Source organism: Ruegeria sp. AE3, from assembly GCF_056542225.1.
The window spans coordinates 963,321-982,374 of sequence record NZ_JBQFZL010000001.1 but is presented as its reverse complement, the minus strand read 5'-3'; the positions used below and the strand labels follow the sequence as shown (position 1 = coordinate 982,374).

The window sequence follows — 19,054 nt, the reverse complement described above, 5'->3', positions numbered from 1 at the left end:
TTATTGACCAGGTGTCTGACTGACTGTGATTGGGCGAATGCGGGGTTTGACGCGCGGCATCGCGGACGCCGGCGCAAGGTGCGCATCTTTTGGGGTATCAGGTTGCAATTTGGCGGCGGGCGCGGCTTCTGTTTCCTGTTCCGCTTCTTCCTGTTGCCGCTGGATGGTCACAACCTCGGTCTCGGTTCCCCGGCGCAGCTTTACAGTGGGTTGAATATCAACCTTTTCTGCAGGTCCTTCCTCCTGCAGCAGATCGCGCAGGCGAACCATCTCCATGGGCTCATCCTCGACGCTGTCCAGGGTGCGCAGTGTAAGGCTCAGGGTTCCGGCCTTTTGAGCCAGGGCCAGACGTTGACCTTGCTGCGGGGTCACTTCCACTGTGATCGTGCGGGCGACCTCAGGCTGATCGCTTAATTCTTCCGACTGCTGGTCTACGCCAATGACGCGAATATTCTGCAAGATGGTGACCGCGCGCAGGTCCTGCTTGGCACCTTGGGTCAAGACGATATCAACGTGATCGCCCGGGGTAACAAAACCGCCCACGGCCGTTACAGCATCGACCTCGATTGCCATGGCGCGTGTGTTTTCCCCCAACTTTTGAACTAGGGTGACTTTTTCACCAAAGTTCGAAACCTTGGAAAGAAGCATTACTTCGCCGGGATAGAACCGGCCCTTGGCGCGCCGCAGCTGACGGCGATTGTTTGGAACAAGTACATCAATATCCGTGAAAACTCCGGCCGGGAGCGCCTCGCGCGGCCAGGGATGAATTGTGACGTCGTGCGCTTCGATCGTTTGACCAAAAGCGATTTCTGATCGGGCCACATAGATCTCAACCAGATCGGCATCTGGCGAGACACCGGCAGTGCTTGTCTTAAACTGAATGTGATCTTTCGCCAGGTAAACGGAACCGGACGCTATCGCAATTCCAAACAGTGTAGAAATGATTGGCCTGATACGCATCACTCTCTCCAACAATTACGTTCTGAAATATGGAACTTCGGTCGTCTTGCTTTCGCGAAATTCCTGGCGGTGAACTCTGCGCCGCAACAGTGGCACGGCGGCGCAGAGTTCAGTATTTTGGTAAGTGTGTTTGGGTCAGCAGGTCGCGCTACCCAGAGCAGCGCATGCACCAGTCACGTTTGTGTTGGTGGTGGTGCCCAGGTACGAGAATGCGCCAACTGCAATCGACGCCACGACCAAAAGAGCCAGGCCATATTCGACAATTGCTGCACCGCTTTCATTCTTAACAAACTTCTTCATGAATTTAGTCATTATTTCCCCCAAATAGGTTAGACGTTTTCAGCGCTCCATATTCTTGAGCGCAAGCCAGGCGAAAATGCATTAGCTCGGGAATCAGAATAGAATCGCAGGAGATGCGTGACCTCCTTCAAAGGTAACTGAAATACAATCAAAGATTGAAAGATTTTAAAGTAATAACTTCTATGGGAGATTACTTTTAACCCTGCATTAACAACCTATTAACATACGGCGAATCGCCTTTTTTCGAAACAATGAATTGAGTCGGGTCGCAATTGTGAGCAGGATGGTTGTTGATTTTTACTGAACGGTCAGGCAATCGCGGATTGGTCCCGTGCCGATTGTTGGTGATATGGTTCATAAAAACACATTAAAAACAGATAGATAAAGTTTTGTAGTAGTATTTGTTTGAAAACTTTCCGCGCAGACAAGCCAGATAATTCCGGTTGCTGTGGCTGCGTAAGGGGCACAAGTTAGTTGTTGTAATCCGAACCTGTTTGTTTGGTCGGTCTGTTTGGTTGAATGGTTAATTGTTATGAGTGTTAGTTTTTTAAAGAGCGCTCAGGCGAGGGAGAGTCTGGACTTTGTAGTGGAGTGGACTCAGGCCCTGTGCGGTAATGGCTCCTTGTCTCGATCCGTAAATTGTTTAATGCGCCTGGTAAATGCTGATGCGGTTCTAATAGTCAGAACGCAGAAAAAAGGTTGGAAGGCAAAGCACATTGCGCGCTGTTGTGTTCAGCTGGGAAAAATCTGGCCTTCACAGCCGCAAACGCAGGCCGAACTGGTTATTGGGGAGTGTATATCAACTGCAAGAGCGGGTTCAGTCTGGAAACTATCAGACCTGGTGTTTTCCGACGCATCACCAATGTCCCATTATCGGCCTCAAAAGCCTGAAGGGCTGGTGGAGGTTATCCTGATTCCGCTGGACGTAGCCGGGGCGCAGGTCGATTACATCGAGCTTCATTACAGTATTCGCCCGCAGACCTTCGAACTTGATCTGATAAGTGCGCTGGCTCCAACACTTTCATCTGGCTGGAGTAAACGCTTACCCGGAACGGTTGCTGCCAATTCCGAAGTTCTTCGGGGTCACCGGTCCAGATACGACAGCAACAATCGCTTCGTTCCAATCCTTGATCCAAATAACCCAGCCGAACTCAGCAGATGCGAGTTTCGGGTATGTGCGATGATGAAAGAGGGAATGACAGTGAAGACAATCTCGGAGACTTTGTCCATTGGCCCGACGACGGTTCGTTCGCACTTAAGTTCCATATTTTCCAAGACAGGGGCAACGAGCCAGATCGAGCTTTTGCATCTGTTAAACCGAAGCGTTGATGCTGACAGGGGTTTTGCTCAGATTGCGGGTTAGCGAACCGAATGGATTGCTACCAGGACGGTCTGAAGACCTTTCCTTGATCTTTTTTGGATCTATCCGCCGTCATGGTCTCGCCTTTTGTCGTGCCACGCCGGTCGAATAACTGCTGAACTGTGTCGTAATTTCGTCGGCTGTTTTGTAAGTTTCTTTTTTTCGGCCGCAATTTTGCCCTCTATTGCGGTGTAGGGAATCTGACTCGTTCGCTTTGACGATCTGCCACTTTCGTGAGGGGAAACAACCCTACGGAGTAGGGGGAGTTCGCCTGATTTTTCTGTTCGTCCCACTTGATCGCAGATACAATAGAAGGAATTATTCTTTTTTGTTAACGGCTTAGTCTTTGTTCATGATTTCGCGACAACATTAACATAATGTGAACAATGTATTCTCTGAGTGTTCAACTGGTTCGGGGCATACTAATCGCACAGGCCGGGCAAACCACGTCCGGTTGAATGGAAGGGGAACAGCATGATCAAGACTGCTATTGAGGTTGCGCCGTATGCATGTGCGACAATGCAACCCCATAATCCCGTCATGAATGGCGAAGTTTCAAGCAATACAAATTCGAGCAGCAGTCGCTTCCCTCCTATCGAAAATGCACTGACAGAAATCGTAAATAACAAGCGACTTGAAGAGGCGAACCGGGACTTCTGAAGATCAGAACGTCCGATAGATTTCCAGATCAACATGATCAGGGAACGATAAAGCCCGCTCCGAATTGGAGCGGGCTATATTTTTTCTCAGTAACCTTTGCCAACTTGCGTAGGGCATGCGCGCAATACAACCTGGCGGTCAGGATCTTTACGAGAAAGTCGGGCCAGCCAAACGGCTGGTAATCACTTAGCTGGCCCGGTCTTTTGCCCACTTCATAAGAATGAAGGCAAAAGCTGTTAGCTATCCAGTCCGAGCATTGCCTTTACAGCAGCCTCGACCTCGTCGGTGACGGGTTTGTTCGCAGCGTCTTCCAATGCCGCGCGCTCATCGAGTGACTGCTGCTCAACGGCGTCAGTCAGGTCTTCGACGTCTTGCACGGCTTCCTCATATTCCAAGGCTGCCTGTTTTTCGGCATTCAGGCTGTCAGCGGTATCTTTGGAAGCCTGCAGATCATCGTTTGCGTCCTGAAGAGCGTCCTCGATATCAGGATCGGTGCCTCCCGCGTCTGCCAGCTGCTGTTCGAGATCATCGACGATGTCCTGCTTTTCCTGAACATCGGCCAGCGCTTCCTCAAGGTCGTCATTGATTTCGGCGCTGGAGCGATCCGGCGGGGTCATATCATCCAGAAGGTCTTGTTTTTCGGCAAGTTCAGCTCGGATGCTGTCGCCAGCCAGAACCGTATCGCGATAGGTTGCAATGCGACCGACGCGCGAATTCGGTGCAGCGTTCTGAAGGGCCTTCTCACTTGCGTTGGCTGCGTTCAGTGCACCCAGTTCTGAAGGGTGGACACCCAGTGCGGCAGCCAGTTTATTCCCCTTCTTATGGGAATCGGTCAGGTCCGTTTCCTCGACCTGAACCTTGGATTTTGTCGCGTGCGCGGCCGGTGCGGTCTTGGTCTGAGTTTTCTTGGACTTCTTACCGGTAAACAGCTCTTTCAAAGAGAACGATTTTCCCTTCGAGGATTTTGACTTCGAACCCTTTGCGCCAGAGGTTGTGCGCCCCGACTTACCGGCGGATTTTGAACCACCACTTTTGGTCGCCCCATTACCACCGCCGTTGCCTTTGCCATTTCCGGCATTGTCGCTGTTTCCATTACCGCCGCCGTTTCCTTTACCGCCACCATTGCCTCCACCGTTGCCATTGCCGTCTTTGGCGTAGGCCACATCTGGAAGGGCAACTGCCGCCACGATAGCAGTGGAGCCCAACATTGCGATTGCGAGAGCGGAGGCCTTCAGCACGCCGGTCAAATTGGTTTTCATAGCGATCCTCGTAGGTCGAACGCGAGTTTCATTTGGGCCGGCAGAGTATTTCGCGGTCAGCACACACGAAAAACCGCTAGCCGGAATCAATATCTGACAGGTGCTATCTAAACCGATCATCATTGAACCCACGCCAAACTGGTCGTTCATCGCCAGTTCATGTTGAAATCGGTAGATTGTTAAGGTGGTTGCGCAGTAAAGAGTGCCGAAGATGAAGAAGCTCTTGACCATCTTGTTTCTTGTTGCCGTTCTCCAGCCCGGAGAAGGCGATGCAGCCGTTCGTGAGCTGAAGCAGGCGGAGCTGCGCAAAGCGACAACCACTGGCAACGCTATCCGTCTTCAGGACGTCATCAAAGGCGTCGAGCAGGTCTTTGGCGGAACGCCCATTGATGCGCGTGCTTTTCAGGCCGACAAAGTATACTACCGCGTGCTGGTCAAAAAACCGAACGGGAAGATTGTTAGTGTTATTGTTAACGCAAAAACCGGCGTCGTCGTTTCCAACAGGTCCACGATCGGCAAACAAATCTCAGAAGCGGCGAAATCTGCGCCCGGAAACTCGGCCAATGCGAAATCTCAAGGCAAGTCTTCTGCCAACGCAAACGGGGGTCAAAGCGGCAACCGTGGGAACAGCGGTGGCGGTCACGGCAATTCTGGCGGCAATGGTGGAGGCAATTCCGGAGGTAACGGTGGCGGCAATTCCGGAGGCAACGGTGGTGGCAACTCTGGTGGAAATGGCGGCGGCAATTCTGGCGGAAACGGTGGTGGTAAAAAGTAATGGTTAAACTGCCATACGCACGCCTATAATTCCTAAGTATGAGAGTCTTACTGGCAGAAGACGAACCGCACCTTTGCGAGCAGATCAAGAAACTGTTGAACGCTGAAGGTCGGGTCGTAGACATTGTGAACAGCGGCCTGGAAGCTTTGCATCTGGGCGCAACAGAACCTTATGACATGATCATCCTCGATATTGGATTGCCGGAACGTGATGGCATTTCAGTTCTACGGGAATGGCGCAGTGCGGGTATCAAGACACCTGTGCTGATCCTCACGGCCCGCGATGGCTGGAGCGAAAGGGTCGACGGGTTGGACGCAGGCGCGGACGACTACATGACCAAGCCGTTCCATATGCCCGAACTGGCAGCGCGGGTCCGTGCCATCCTGCGGCGGCAGAGCGGCCAGTTGAATCCCGTCGTTGAAATGGGAAATGTTGTGCTGGATACCCGCAACGGGCGTGTGACGGCGGATGGCGTGCCCATCGACCTGACCGCCCAGGAGCTGGCTGTTCTCACGTATCTGGCCCATAATATTGGGCGTATGATCTCAAGGACCGAACTGTCAGAGCATATCTACGAATACGATGGAGACAGGGACTCGAACACCATCGCCGTCTTCATAACCCGTCTGCGCAAAAAACTTGGCCCTGATCTGATCACAACGATTAGGGGCCGCGGATATATGATCGACTCTGCCTGATGTTATCCCTGCGTCAACGGGCTCTACTGGGGGGGATCGCGTCGGGTGCCCTTTCAGTGGGTGTCGGTACGCTGGCCGTGTTCTCGTTCATTAATGCTCGCGTTTCAGACAGGTTTGATACCGCACTACTTGATCGTCACACGCAACTGGTCGTTGGGTTGAGCGTTACGACCCATGATCCGGATGCGCTGCGGGATCTGATGTTCGATCCAGCCTATGGCACACCGTATTCCGGCAGATACTGGCAAGTCAGCAACAGCGAAGGCGAGATCTTTACGTCGGCTTCCCTGTTCGACGAAGTCATTGCCGAACCCCCCGGTAACCCTGATGTAACGACGCTTTGGAACACGCCCGGTCCGGAAAGCGAAGCTTTACGAGGAGCCTTTCAGAAAATTACTTATGAGGATGGTACGGTCTGGGGGGTAAGCGTTGCCGAAAGTCAGGCCCAGCTTGTCGCGGAACGTCGCGCTGCACAACAAAACCTGCTTCCGGTTTTTGCGCTGGTCGGTCTGATCGGTGTCGTTGGATCGCTACTGCTGACGTCAATCATCCTGACGCCACTCAGAAAGCTGCGGTCGGATGTGGCGCACCGTTGGGAACGGGACGAAGACCTTAGACCAGGCGATTATCCAGAAGAGGTGTCTCCTCTGGTCGAGGATTTGAACCAGCTCTTGCGCCGAAATCGGGAAATCGTATCAGGATCACGTCGTCAGGCGGCAGATTTGGCTCATGCCCTGAAAACACCTACTGCGATCATGCGCAATGAACTGGTGCTGTTGTGCGAAGCGGGAGGTTCTACGGATACTGCTGTGGAAGCTCTCGACCGTATCGACGCGCAACTGGGCCGGTCTTTGGCCAGAATGCGGGCGCTGAACACTGCAGATTTGACCCATTCTCGTACTGATCTGTCTCATTCGATTGATCGACTGGCGCGGCTGTTCACGACCATGGCCGAGCGCGATGGAAAGTCATTGAAAATTGAGCGCGACCCGGGTCTTTGGGTGCGTATGGACGCGCAGGATATCGAAGAAGTTTTGGGCAACCTGCTGGATAACGCAGTCAAATGGTGCAAACACAAGGTCCGTTTGACGGCTAAGAGGACCCAGAACGGGATCGAAGTTGTGATTGACGATGATGGCCCGGGAATTCCTCAGGACGCTCACCGCGAGGCGCTACGTTCTGGGGGAAGGCTGGATACTTCTGTCTCGGGCAGCGGCCTTGGGCTGGCTATAGCGGTTGATCTGCTGAAGGCTTATGACTGCCGGATTGAACTGGGGGCATCCGGTTTTCTAGGCGGTTTGGAATGCCGGATCGTTATACCAAAAGGAACCAACGCGCATTCTGCGTCAGGCTGATTTTTTGCCCTAAAGGTTCAGGGTGGTTTGGGTGTGTCGTAAGTGGACAAGACGCGAAAACAAGAAAAGCGGACCCATGACAGGTCCGCTTTTGCCCTTGCCGGCGACAGGCAGCCAAGGTGGGCTTAGCTGCTCATGTCGTAGGCCCGTTCACCATGTACCGAGAGGTCGAGGCCATTTGTCTCGGTCTCGGCGTTTACGCGAAGTGGTGTGATCTGTGCAACCAGTTTGACCAACACAAACGTGACAACTGCCGTGAAGGCACCCACGATAACCAGCCCACCCAACTGGGCGGTCCATGTGCCAAGGCCAAACAGGGCGATCATGATGGTGCCGAAGATGCCTCCGACGCCATGTACCGCGAACACGTCCAGCGTGTCGTCGATATTCAGCTTGTTGCGCACCAGACTGACGGCTTCCTGACACAGAATGCCCGCAACAGCACCGATGATGAGGGCCTGAACCGGACCCACAAAACCCGAAGCGGGCGTGATCGAGGCCAGACCTGCAATTGTTCCGGTAACAAGACCCACCATCGAGGCTTTGCCAAATCGGATGCGTTCCCAAAGCGCCCATGTCAACGAGGCAGTAGCGGCGGACAGGTGGGTAACGGTCATCGCCATCGCAGCACCTCCGTCCGCGGCCAGTTGCGAGCCGCCATTAAAGCCGAACCAGCCGACCCACAGCATCGCGGCGCCCACCATGACATAGCCGGGATTATGCGGCGGGGTCGTGCGGTTGCGGCGCGGGCCAAGGATGACGGCGATGATCAGGGCTGCCAGACCAGCGGTTTCGTGCACCACGATACCACCTGCGAAATCACGCACGCCAATGTCGCCCAAAATACCACCATCGGCCAGCATTCCACCGCCCCAGATCCAGTGAACCACCGGCGCATAGCACAGCAGCATCCATAGCGCCGAGAAGGTCAGTACAAAGCCAAAGCCTACCCGTTCGACATATGCGCCCACGATCAGGGCCGGGGTGATGATGGCAAAGGTCATCTGAAAGGCAAAGAACAGGATTTCCGGTAGAGTGTCAGCAAGGCTGTCCACATCAACACCGTTGAGGAAAGCCTTGCCCAAACCACCCCAAAGCCCACTTTCACCGGGCCCAAAGGCGATGGAGTACCCGGCCACCAGCCACAGAATGCTCATCAAACAGGCAATGGCAAAGCAATGCATAAAAACGCTGAGCACGTTTCGGGCACGTACGAGCCCGCCATAAAACAAGGCCAGCCCCGGCAATGTCATGAAAAGGACCAGTGCTGTAGCAACTATGATCCAGGCTGTATCGGCTCCATTCATGGGCCGCTCTCCTTTTCCCTGCATGGTTTCCCGGGCAGGTCATCTGACAACGCTCCGGGGTCGAGTGAGTGTATGTGCAGAGCCTTGAAGCGGAGGGCAGGTGAGGAAAAAAGAGGCAACACCCAAATTGGTCGCCTATTTTGTCGCCTTTTGTTCAAGTGATGACAGTTTTGGCGGCTATGGGCAGATAATGCCCAAAAATCGTGCGCGTTATGAAAGGCCAGTCAGAAGCAACGCCAGCGCATGATCCCGCGCGGCGCGGCGCACCGCATCCCGCCCTTGCGCGCCAAACTCAATCGTTTCGGTTTGGGTTTCCCGGCCTTCTCTTGCCAGTCCGAAACATACGCGCCCTTCGGGTTTGAACTCAGACCCGCCCGGCCCGGCAATGCCGGTAATCGCGACGGCAAGCTGCGCTTGTGAGTTGCGCAATGCGCCTTCGGCCATTTCGCGAGCGACCTGCTCGGACACTGCGCCGAAAGCCTGCAGGGTTTCTGCCAGCACACCCAGCATGTCCTGTTTGGCCCTGTTGGTATAGGTAACAAAACCCCGATCCACGACGGCCGAACTACCGGGTATATCCGTCAGGGCCGCAGCGACCATACCGCCGGTGCAGCTTTCCGCTGTCGCGATCACAACGCCCTGCGCCTTGGCGCGGTTCAGCAGGTCGGGCACGTTCATAGGCCCAGAACCCCGTGCGCGATGCCTGCCAGAACCATCACGCCAACGGCTGCGAAAATACCCGCAATCACGTCGTCCAGCATCACTCCAATAGGATCGCCGCGACGATCTGCCCAACCGACGGGGCCGGGTTTGGTGATGTCGAACAGGCGAAACAGGGCGAACCCGGCAACCCAGCCGGGCCAGAGGGCGGAAATGTCGATCCCATGCGCCCAGGACGGATATGAGATCGCCCAGAGTGCAATGAACTGGCCCGCAACTTCATCAATGACGATTTCCGACGGGTCGTGATCGTCCTGACCGTCGGTCATCACGCGCGTGGCCCACAGGCCGCCTGCGAACACCACGAGCGTTGCGATTGCCAGCAATGGGAATCCGCCCAGCGTGTGCAGGACCCAAGCCATCGGCAGCGCGGCCAGCGAACCCCAGGTGCCGGGGGCAGGGCGTATATATCCGATGCCGCCAACGGTGCCAATCAACTGCGCCGCGTTCATGATTTCACCAGACAGGCCGTCGCAAGCGATGCGATGCCTTCACTGCGACCGGTGAAGCCCAGACGCTCGGACGTGGTGGCCTTGACCGAGATCTGATCGACACGCAAGCCCATGATTTTGGACATTTCTTCTCGCATGGCAGCGGCGTGAGGGCCAATCTTCGGATATTCACAGATCAGCGTGCAATCCACGTTCGAGATGCGATATCCCATCTGTCCGGCCAATTTGACCGCGTGACGCAGAAAGATCTTGCTGGCGGCACCTTTCCATTGTGGATCCGAGGGCGGGAAGTGCTGCCCGATATCGCCTTGCGCCAATGCGCCATAAATCGCGTCGGTTACAGCATGCATCCCGACATCTGCATCCGAGTGCCCCTGCAACCCGCGATCATGGGGAACCTTCACACCGCAAAGGACCACATGATCCCCGTCGCCAAATCGGTGCACGTCATAGCCGTTGCCAAGTCTTACATCCATATCCATTCCCATGATACGTTCCGCCCGGGCAAAATCCTCGGGGCGGGTGATCTTCAGGTTGTCCGCATCGCCCGGTACGATGCAGACATCGACCCCCGCACCGCGTGCAACCTCAACATCATCGGCAGCACCGCCTGCATGCGCCGCATGGGCGGCGGTGATGGTGTCATAGTGAAAGCCTTGCGGTGTCTGTGCCGCAAACAAGTTGCTGCGGTCTTGCGTGCCCGTCACGGCCCCGTCTTGTCCTATCCATAAGGCATCGGTTACCGCCAGTCCGGGGGCGGCGGCCTGATGTGCATCCAATGCGTTCAAAACGTCCTGAATGGTGCGAGACGAAACGCAAGGTCTGGCAACGTCATGAATCAAGACGCGCTTCACGCCGAGGTGCGCCAGGGCCTTCAAACCGTTGCGCACAGAACCTGCACGATCTGCGCCGCCTGTGGCGAGGATCAGGTCGGTATCACGAAACTCCTCCCAGGCCAGAGTGTCTTCGTCGGATAAGACCAGAACGATGTGGGCAACCTGTCCGCGGAACCGATCGATTGTCCAGTCTGCCACGCGACGGCCTGCAAGGCTGCGCCACTGTTTTGGGACGTCGCCCCCTGCGCGAAGGCCGCGGCCCGCGGCGACTATGATGGCAGCTGTGGTCATGCCGCGCGCCCTCCATTTTGTTGCATTTGTTTAGGCGGCGGTGATTGCAGAGGCAATCACCTATGGTCATGTGATTAAAAAATAGGCAGTTGATGGTTCTACAGGCTTGTTGCGCGTCGTTTTGTTGTTCATATGCGTAGAATTCGATATCAGAACTGCAACTGCCCAAGGATTAAGCACGTTGACTTTGCGCTTCGCTGACAAACTCGTAACACCGCCGGTTTTGCTGGCCCCGATGGCCGGAATCACCGATCGCCCATTTCGGGATCTGGTTATGCGCTTTGGCGCCGGCATGGTCGTCAGCGAAATGGTCGCCAGTCAGGAAATGGTGCTGGCCAAACCCGGAGTGCGGGAGCGCGCCGAATTGTCTGCCGATGTGGAAAATACAGCTGTGCAACTGGCAGGGCGCGAAGCGCACTGGATGGCCGAGGCGGCGCGTCAGGTTGCTGATCGTGGGGCGCGGGTGATCGACATCAACATGGGGTGTCCCGCCAAGAAGGTTACAAATGGGTATTCCGGCTCGGCCCTGCTGAAAACACCAGACCATGCGCTGACGCTGATCGAGGCCGTAGTCAGTGCAGTTGACGTTCCGGTGACATTGAAAACCCGTCTGGGGTGGGATGACACCCTGCTGAATGCCCCTGAGGTCGCGCGCCGTGCACAAGACGCAGGCGTTCAGATGGTTACGATCCACGGACGCACGCGATGCCAGTTCTACAAGGGGCGCGCTGACTGGAGCGCGATCCGGGCCGTGAAACAAGCCGTGTCGATTCCGGTCATTGCGAACGGAGATATCACGGATACTGCCGCCGCGCGAACGTCGCTGACTCAGTCTGGTGCAGATGGGGTCATGGTCGGGCGTGGCGCGCAGGGTAAACCCTGGCTTTTGGCGCAGATCAGTCACGACCTCTACGGGGAGGATGCGCCGGATATTCCGGTCGGGAATGTCCTGATCGACATGGTGCGCGCGCATTATCAGGCGATGCTGGGATTTTACGGTGCCGATCTGGGCCTGCGTGTCGCCCGCAAGCATCTGGGATGGTACATGGATCAGGCCGCAACCCCTGCGCCGCTGCGCCGGGCAGTTTTGACGTCGCGAAGCACGGATGAAGTCCTGCGTCTGCTTGGGGACGCACTTGCCGATACGGGCGAGGTGGCGGCATGAATTCCAACGCCAACATCTGGAACTCATTGCCGGTTCCGGCCTTCATAATCGATGAAGAAGATCGCATCGCAGATGTGAATTCGGCGGGCGAGGGGTTTTTGAATGCCTCGCGCCGGTCGGTAATCGGGCATCCGGTATGGGACCAGATCGCCGTTGACGCACCGCTGGAGGAAGCATTCCTGCGCGCCCGTTCTCAAGGCACGCCACTGTTCGTAAACGATGTGGATGCTGGTTCGGGGAACCGTGCGCCGTTGCAATGTGCGTTGCAGATCGCGCCTCTGGTTGGGCATCCGGGGTCGATGATCATGATTATATCACCTCGTGAACTGGCGGGCCGGATGACCTTGGGCAACACGGTCAAGTCAGCGGCGCAGTCGGCGATTGGCATGGCCGAGATGCTGGCGCACGAAATTAAGAACCCACTGGCCGGGATTACCGGTGCAGCGCAACTGCTGAGCATGAATATTTCGCCACAGGATCTTGAACTTACAGACCTTATTGTGGCCGAAAGCCGAAGGATCGTGAAGCTTCTGGAACAGGTCGAGCAATTCGGCAACTTGCAGAAACCGGACCTCAGGCCGGTCAATATCCACGATGTACTGGACCGTGCAAGGCGGTCCGCGCTGCTGGGATTTGGCGCGGATATGACAATCATCGAGGATTACGATCCATCATTGCCGCTGGCCTATGGCGATCCGGACCAGTTTCTTCAGGTGGTTCTGAACCTGCTGAAAAACGCATCCGAGGCCGCAGGGCCTCAGGGCGGAACAATCCGTCTGCGCACGTATTTCGAACATTCCTTCCGGCTGCGCAGAAGTGATGGGTCGGGTCACTCGCTGCCGTTGCAGATCGAGATCATCGATGACGGTCCAGGGCTGCCCGAGGATATCCGCGGTGACATTTTTGACCCGTTTGTGTCGGGCAAGGAAAACGGCACCGGTCTCGGGCTGGCGCTGGTCAGCAAGATCGTTTCCGACCATGACGGCTGGATTTCCGCCGATTCCGTGCCTGGCCGCACCGTTTTCAAACTGTCGCTGCGCCGCGCGCCGCGAGATGCAACAGAACACAAGAAGGAGAGCACCTGATGGATGGCACCGTACTGGTTGCGGATGACGACCGCACAATCCGCACCGTTCTGACTCAGGCGCTGACGCGGGCCGGATGCAAGGTGCACGCAACGTCTTCGCTAACCACCCTGATGCGTTGGGTCGGCGAAGGTAAAGGCGACGTGGTGATCTCGGACGTTGTCATGCCTGATGGCAATGGTCTGGAGATGCTGCCGAAGATCGCAAAGGATCGCCCTGGATTGCCGGTTATCGTGATTTCCGCACAAAACACGATCATGACCGCGATTCAGGCGGCTGAGGCAGACGCATATGACTATCTGCCCAAACCGTTTGACCTGCCGGATTTGATGAAACGCACGGCGCGGGCACTGGATCAGAAGCAGCGCTCACAGCCAGAACCCAAACAGGCAGGCGGTGAGCGTCCGGATGAGCTGCCTCTGGTCGGCCGCACGCCAGTCATGCAGGCCTTGTATCGGTTGGTCGCACGCGTGATGAACACCGACCTGCCGGTAATGATCTCGGGTGAAAGCGGAACGGGTAAATCGCTGATTGCCCGGGCAATTCACGACTTTTCGGATCGGCGTACATTACCCTTTGTCACAGTCACCGCAGCCGACCTAAGCGATCTGGAGGGCCCGGCCCGCGTGATGGCGCGGGTGCGTGGAGGTACGCTGCTGATAGATGAAATCGCGGATATCGGCGATGAAATTCAAGCCCGCGTTGTGCGTATGATGGATACGCCCGGCGATCATGCTCCGCGTTTCATGGCAACCAGCCAGACAAACTTGACCGATGGGATGGAAAACGGCCGTATCCGTCAGGACCTTTATTATCGTTTGTGCGGGGCGACGATCCACGTGCCCTCGTTGCGCGAAAGGGTCGACGATATTCCGCTGTTGGCCGAACATTTTCTGGCCCGGGAAGAGAAGGAAAATGGCAACAAGCGGTGGCTTAGCTCTGATGCGGTGGAGCTGGTGCGGCGCTATTCATGGCCGGGGAATGTACGGCAACTGGAAAACGCCGTTCGCCGTTTGGGGCTGACCAGCCGGGCAGATGAGATTTCAAAGGCCGAGGTGGAAATGGTGTTGGGCAGCCAGCCCGAAGCCGCACCGGTTCTGAGCGGTGGCGAACGTGAAAAGCTTTCAACTTCGGTCGAGCGTCATCTGCGACGGTATTTCGATCTGCACGGCAACATTTTGCCGCCACCGGGCCTTTATCAGCGGATTTTGCGTGAGGTTGAGGCTCCGCTAATCGAAATCGCACTGGATGCAACTGGTGGGAATCAGGCAAAATGTGCTGATTTACTGGGGATTAACCGAAATACGCTGCGAAAAAAGATTACTGACCTCGATATTCAGGTGACACGGCGTCGCAAACTGATGTAATATCGCCACACAAACCGTGGCATCCTGGCACCTGTCAGGAAAAGATCACGATATATGGCGGTAAGCCGCACAAGCGGCACATCAGGATGAGGGCAGACGGTGGCAACCCGAGCACAGAGCGGGATGATCCTATCGATTGGTCGATGGCGTAAATCACGGAAACTGCGCAATTTCGGCACCTTTGGGCTGGTCCTCTTGGGGCCAGTTCTGGCGCTTGCCACATATCTTGTCATTGGTCCCTTTGATCTTGGTGCGACCGCGCCGACATTGCGGCTGATTCTGCTAGCCGATCTAGTCTATGTTCTGGTCGTTGCGGCTTTGGTGCTCAGTCAGTTGGGTAGCCTGATTGCGGCCAGGCGGGCCAAGTCGGCGGGCTCGCGCCTGCATTTGCGCCTGATCGGGGCGTTTACGCTGCTCGCGCTGGTTCCGACCGTTACGGTCGCCATTTTTGCCGGCCTTACCGTGAATATCGGTCTGGAAGGCTGGTTTTCGGATCGCGTACGGCAGGTTGTCGGGTCCTCCCTGACGGCGGCAGAGGCTTATGAGCAGGAACATCGCAGTGGTCTGACGCAGGACGCAACCGTTCTGGCGCGGTTCCTGAACAACGCACGTTCGGTGGAGTTTTACATTTCTGATGCCGAACTCCGCGAGGTTCTGGCGCAGGGGCAGGCCCGGATTCAGCGCGGGTTGCGCGAGGCCTATGTCATCGACGGCACGGGCGAAATCCGGTCGCGCGGGGATCGGTCCTATCTGTTCAACTATGAGGCGCCAACAGCCGAGCAAATGACGGAAGCGGCAGAAAAGGGGCTGCTGATCATTGCTGACTGGCCAAACAGTGAATTCCGCGCGCTGGTCCCGCTTACCGCCTATCTGGACCGTTACCTGTATGTCAGCCGCGAAGTGGACGGGCAGTTGTTGACGCTGCTGGATGACACCAAGGAAACGGCGCAGTTCTATCAGCAGCTGGAAAGTGAACGGGGCAGGGTGTTGTTCGAATTCGGCCTGCTCTATCTCGGCTTTGCGCTGATCCTGATCCTGGCTGCGATGTCACTGGGGATGTGGTTTGCCGAACGGCTGTCGCGCCCGGTCGGACGATTGACCACGGCAGCACAGCGGGTCGGTGCCGGAGACTTGAGCGTTCAGGTCATCGAAGAGGCCAGCGACGACGAGATCGCGATGTTGGGCCGATATTTCAACCAGATGACCCGACAACTAAAAGGACAGCGGGACACGCTGCTGGAAAACACCCAGCAAATCGAAAGAAGGCGTCGCCTGTTTGATTCCGTGCTCAGTTCGGTCACATCCGGTGTTGTCGGCGTGGACCCGGATGGATGCGTTACCTTCGTCAACCGTTCTGCCGAGCGATTGCTGGACTGGTCACGAGGCGAAGAACACCTGGCTATCGGCATTGCAGTCCCAGAGTTTCTGCCCTTGTTTGAAAGCCTCAAGGACAGCGGGCAGGAGGCTGTTCAGGGTGAGGTTAAGGTCACACGCAAGGGGCGGCTGGAAAACCTGCTGGTTCGCATGGCCATCCGTCGCGGAGAGGATGGCGGGCTGGAAGGCTATGTGGTTGCCTTTGACGATGTAACCGATCTGGTCAGCGCACAGCGAATGGCGGCGTGGGGGGACGTGGCCCGCCGCATTGCACATGAAATCAAGAACCCATTGACGCCGATCCAGCTCAGCGCAGAGCGCATCAAGCGCAAGTTCGCCCGCAAACTGGATGAGGAAGACAGCGGCAGCCTTGAGTCGATGACCGGCGTCATCGTGCGGCAGACCAACGACCTGCGGCGTATCGTGGATGAGTTTTCCAAGTTCGCACGGATGCCCGAACCCGTTCGACGGGAGGAAGACCTAGTTGAACTGGTGCGCGAAGCCGTTCTTTTGCAGCAGGCGGGACAGCCGGACGTACAGATTGACGCCGATTTGCCGCAGCAGCCGATCATGGCGGATGTAGATGCGACCATGCTCAACCAGGCATTGACTAACCTGATTAAGAACGCTGGGGAAGCTATTGTTACCTTGCAAGAAAAGGGCGCCCCAAGCAACCTGGTGCCACAGATCAAGGTGGCGGTATCAAGCGACAGTGCGGGTACGGTCATTACCATTGCAGACAATGGAATCGGTCTGCCGGAGGACCGGGCGCGTTTGTTTGAACCTTATGTTACGACACGCGACGAAGGGACCGGGCTGGGCCTTCCGATCGTCAAGAAAATTATAGAAGAGCATGGCGGCGCGCTGACCCTTGAGGACGCGCCCGTATTTGACGGGCAGGACCATTTTGGCGCAATGGCTGTGATCCGTTTGCCTGGGGCAGGTATGTCCCCAACCGTTGCGCCGCAGAAGCAGGCAATTAGAACCAACAAACTGAAAGCAGGCCAAAGATGAGCGACATTCTGATCGTAGATGACGAGCGCGATATTCGCGAGCTGGTGTCCGACATTCTGGAGGACGAAGGCTATTCAACCCGGCTGGCAGCCAATTCGGACGAGTGCATGGCGTCGATCAATTCCGAACCGCCGGGGCTGTTGATCCTGGATATCTGGCTGAAGGACAGCCGTATGGACGGGATTGATATCCTCAAGTCGGTAAAACGCGATAACCCGGATGTGCCGGTGGTGATTATTTCGGGCCACGGCAACATCGAAATCGCTGTTGCTGCTATCAAACAGGGTGCTTACGACTTTATCGAGAAGCCCTTTAACATTGACCAGTTGATGGTGGTGATCCGCCGCGCGATGGAGACGTCTCGTCTACGGCGCGAGAACGCGTCGCTGAAGCGGAAAGAGGTCAACAACTCCGACATGATCGGCAAATCCGCGTCGTTCCGGGCGATGCAGGGGCAGTTGGACAAGGTTACCAAGTCAAACGGTCGCGTCATGCTGCGCGGGCCTGCGGGTTCTGGAAAGGAAATTGCCGCGCGCTATATCCATGCCCACTCCAACCGCGCAAACGCTCCCTTCGTGACCGTCAACTGTGCCGGGATTGAGCCTGAGCGTGTGGAAGAAGTTCTGTTTGGCCGGGAATCGGCCGAACGTGGTGTGGAATCCGGATTGCTGGAAGAAGCCCACGGCGGCGTGGTCTATTTTGATGAAGTGTCCGACATGCCTTTGGGTACACAGTCCAAAATCCTGCGTGTGCTGGTGGATCAGCAATTCCAGCGCGTGGGTGGCTCGGACAAAGTGCGCGTGGATCTTCGGGTGATCTCATCGACCAACAAAGATCTTGATGATGAAATCGCGGCCGAGCGGTTCCGGGAAGAGCTGTATCACCGTCTGAATGTGGTTCCGATCACCGTTCCATCACTCGAGGACCGGCGCGAGGATATTCCGGTTCTGGCCCAGCATTTCATCGAAATGTGCAACGAAACCCAAGGGTTGCCTATGCGGGAGCTGTCGGACGAGGCGGTCGCTTTGCTTCAGACAATGACGTGGCCGGGTAACGTGCGCCAGCTGAAAAACTTGATCGAACGTGTTTTGATTCTGGGTGACGGCACCGGCCCAATTGAGGCGCGCGAGCTGCCAAGCGAAGAAGACAAGGCCGAAGAGTCGGGCCGCGTTGTCTTGTCGGGGGCGCTGGCCACTTTGCCGCTGCGCGAGGCCCGCGAAGCGTTCGAGCGTGAGTATCTGCTGACCCAGATCAACCGCTTTGGCGGCAATATCAGCCGCACCGCCAGCTTTGTCGGGATGGAACGCAGTGCGCTGCATCGCAAGCTAAAGTCGCTGGGTGTTGTGACCTCAAACAAATCCGGTGCGCGGGTCGCGCAAATCGACGAGCCCGAACCAGCAGAATGAGTCTGGGGTCATAGTTCACGGGCAGATGGATGTGTGGAAGGGATGGCGAGAACGGTGAACTCTGATCGGTCTGGCCGGTTCGTCGAAGGCTACCCGGCTTTTGGCAGGCGGTTAAAGCGACTTCGACGGTCGATCGGATTGAAACAATCCGCGCTGGCAGAGGTTCTGGAGGTCGATCAGACCACGGTTTCCAGATGGGAAAACGGGATTCAGATTCCGACAACTGATCTGCAACACTCGGTGTTTGCTGCGCTGGCTCCTTTCAGGGCGGATGACAACGCGTTAAGACGGCTTGTCGTGAACTCGGCCGACTGCATCCATCTGGTTGAGGAGGCCAGCCATATGTGCCTGGCCTATTCCCGCCGGCGGGCGCGGGACTGGAAAACCACCCAACGGGCACTGCTTGGCGTGTCCCTCTGGCAATTTGCAACGGAAGAGATCCGGCAGGCTGAGGCCGAGCTACAGGACGAGGGGTGGTGGGATTTGCAAGCGCCCAACCCCAAGTCGTTTGTAACTTCCGAAGCGCGGCACGACCGTATCCGGATCAGCGCCGGACAGATCACCTGGGAACGGTTGTACCTGTCGGATGGAACGCCGGTTAGGCTGGTCAGTGGGGCACGGTCGGGACGCGCATAATTTATGCGTATTCCTGTGCGGTCGGGTGCAGTAG

General features: G+C 56.4%; 18 protein-coding genes. 11 read left to right on the top strand and 7 right to left on the bottom strand.

Annotated elements, in window-relative coordinates; genetic code table 11:
• Positions 1-960 carry a Flp pilus assembly protein CpaB gene (cpaB, locus tag ACR0NZ_RS04855; RefSeq protein WP_480517255.1) on the bottom strand — a complete coding sequence of 320 codons (960 nt, stop codon included), beginning with the start codon at positions 958-960 and terminating at the stop codon, positions 1-3.
• A gap of 135 nt (positions 961-1,095) precedes the next feature.
• Positions 1,096-1,260, bottom strand: a complete 165-nt coding sequence (locus ACR0NZ_RS04850) for a Flp family type IVb pilin (RefSeq protein WP_267367933.1) — start codon at positions 1,258-1,260, stop codon at positions 1,096-1,098.
• Between the two features lie 646 nt (positions 1,261-1,906).
• Between ACR0NZ_RS04850 and ACR0NZ_RS04845 the strand changes: the two genes are divergently transcribed.
• Positions 1,907-2,623, top strand: a complete 717-nt coding sequence (locus ACR0NZ_RS04845; protein WP_480517253.1) for a helix-turn-helix transcriptional regulator — start codon at positions 1,907-1,909, stop codon at positions 2,621-2,623.
• Positions 2,624-3,094: 471 nt separating this feature from the next.
• Complete coding sequence (locus ACR0NZ_RS04840) at positions 3,095-3,280, top strand: hypothetical protein (protein ID WP_480473092.1); 186 nt, start codon at positions 3,095-3,097, stop codon at positions 3,278-3,280.
• A gap of 236 nt (positions 3,281-3,516) precedes the next feature.
• On the opposite strand, the gene ACR0NZ_RS04835 is transcribed toward ACR0NZ_RS04840, so the two are convergent.
• Positions 3,517-4,770: a hypothetical protein gene (locus tag ACR0NZ_RS04835; protein ID WP_480493055.1), complete on the bottom strand. Its 1,254-nt coding sequence runs from the start codon at positions 4,768-4,770 to the stop codon at positions 3,517-3,519.
• Between ACR0NZ_RS04835 and ACR0NZ_RS04830 the strand changes: the two genes are divergently transcribed.
• The 3 genes from ACR0NZ_RS04830 to ACR0NZ_RS04820 are packed head-to-tail and all read left to right on the top strand — an operon-like array spanning position 4,751 to position 7,367.
• Positions 4,751-5,314, top strand: coding sequence for a PepSY domain-containing protein (locus ACR0NZ_RS04830; protein ID WP_480517251.1), 564 nt, complete (start codon positions 4,751-4,753; stop codon positions 5,312-5,314). The two genes, ACR0NZ_RS04835 and ACR0NZ_RS04830, sit on opposite strands and share 20 nt — an antisense overlap.
• A gap of 38 nt (positions 5,315-5,352) precedes the next feature.
• Complete coding sequence (locus ACR0NZ_RS04825) at positions 5,353-6,012, top strand: response regulator transcription factor (protein ID WP_480473086.1); 660 nt, start codon at positions 5,353-5,355, stop codon at positions 6,010-6,012.
• On the top strand, positions 6,012-7,367 hold the full coding sequence (locus tag ACR0NZ_RS04820; RefSeq protein WP_480493056.1) for an ATP-binding protein: 1,356 nt from the start codon (positions 6,012-6,014) through the stop codon (positions 7,365-7,367). The genes ACR0NZ_RS04825 and ACR0NZ_RS04820 overlap by 1 nt, the downstream gene beginning before the upstream one ends.
• Positions 7,368-7,492: 125 nt before the next feature.
• On the opposite strand, the gene ACR0NZ_RS04815 is transcribed toward ACR0NZ_RS04820, so the two are convergent.
• The 4 genes from ACR0NZ_RS04815 to ACR0NZ_RS04800 form a co-directional block, all read right to left on the bottom strand.
• On the bottom strand, positions 7,493-8,674 hold the full coding sequence (locus tag ACR0NZ_RS04815; RefSeq protein ID WP_480517249.1) for an ammonium transporter: 1,182 nt from the start codon (positions 8,672-8,674) through the stop codon (positions 7,493-7,495).
• A gap of 210 nt (positions 8,675-8,884) precedes the next feature.
• The gene (locus ACR0NZ_RS04810; RefSeq protein WP_480517247.1) at positions 8,885-9,352 is read right to left on the bottom strand and encodes a CinA family protein; all 468 of its coding nucleotides are present in this window, start codon (positions 9,350-9,352) and stop codon (positions 8,885-8,887) included.
• Complete coding sequence (locus ACR0NZ_RS04805; protein ID WP_480517245.1) at positions 9,349-9,846, bottom strand: phosphatidylglycerophosphatase A family protein; 498 nt, start codon at positions 9,844-9,846, stop codon at positions 9,349-9,351. The genes ACR0NZ_RS04810 and ACR0NZ_RS04805 overlap by 4 nt, the downstream gene beginning before the upstream one ends.
• Entirely contained in the window at positions 9,843-10,973 is a 1,131-nt protein-coding gene (locus tag ACR0NZ_RS04800) for a bifunctional 2-C-methyl-D-erythritol 4-phosphate cytidylyltransferase/2-C-methyl-D-erythritol 2,4-cyclodiphosphate synthase (protein ID WP_480517243.1), read from the bottom strand. Before ACR0NZ_RS04800 ends, ACR0NZ_RS04805 begins: the two co-directional genes overlap by 4 nt.
• 181 nt (positions 10,974-11,154) lie before the next feature.
• Between ACR0NZ_RS04800 and dusB the strand changes: the two genes are divergently transcribed.
• From dusB to ACR0NZ_RS04770, 6 genes are all read left to right on the top strand, one after another.
• Positions 11,155-12,138 carry a tRNA dihydrouridine synthase DusB gene (gene dusB, locus ACR0NZ_RS04795; protein ID WP_480517241.1) on the top strand — a complete coding sequence of 328 codons (984 nt, stop codon included), beginning with the start codon at positions 11,155-11,157 and terminating at the stop codon, positions 12,136-12,138.
• A complete protein-coding gene (locus ACR0NZ_RS04790) occupies positions 12,135-13,223 on the top strand; it encodes a two-component system sensor histidine kinase NtrB (RefSeq protein WP_480473074.1) in 1,089 nt (362 codons plus the stop codon). Before dusB ends, ACR0NZ_RS04790 begins: the two co-directional genes overlap by 4 nt.
• Positions 13,223-14,590 carry a response regulator gene (locus ACR0NZ_RS04785; RefSeq protein ID WP_480517239.1) on the top strand — a complete coding sequence of 456 codons (1,368 nt, stop codon included), beginning with the start codon at positions 13,223-13,225 and terminating at the stop codon, positions 14,588-14,590. Before ACR0NZ_RS04790 ends, ACR0NZ_RS04785 begins: the two co-directional genes overlap by 1 nt.
• A 123-nt stretch (positions 14,591-14,713) precedes the next feature.
• Positions 14,714-16,978 carry a sensor histidine kinase NtrY-like gene (locus tag ACR0NZ_RS04780; RefSeq protein WP_480517237.1) on the top strand — a complete coding sequence of 755 codons (2,265 nt, stop codon included), beginning with the start codon at positions 14,714-14,716 and terminating at the stop codon, positions 16,976-16,978.
• Positions 16,975-18,384: a nitrogen assimilation response regulator NtrX gene (gene ntrX, locus ACR0NZ_RS04775; RefSeq protein WP_480473070.1), complete on the top strand. Its 1,410-nt coding sequence runs from the start codon at positions 16,975-16,977 to the stop codon at positions 18,382-18,384. The genes ACR0NZ_RS04780 and ntrX overlap by 4 nt, the downstream gene beginning before the upstream one ends.
• A gap of 42 nt (positions 18,385-18,426) precedes the next feature.
• Positions 18,427-19,020, top strand: coding sequence for a helix-turn-helix transcriptional regulator (locus ACR0NZ_RS04770; RefSeq protein ID WP_480473068.1), 594 nt, complete (start codon positions 18,427-18,429; stop codon positions 19,018-19,020).
• The last annotated feature ends 34 nt before the right edge of the window (positions 19,021-19,054 follow it).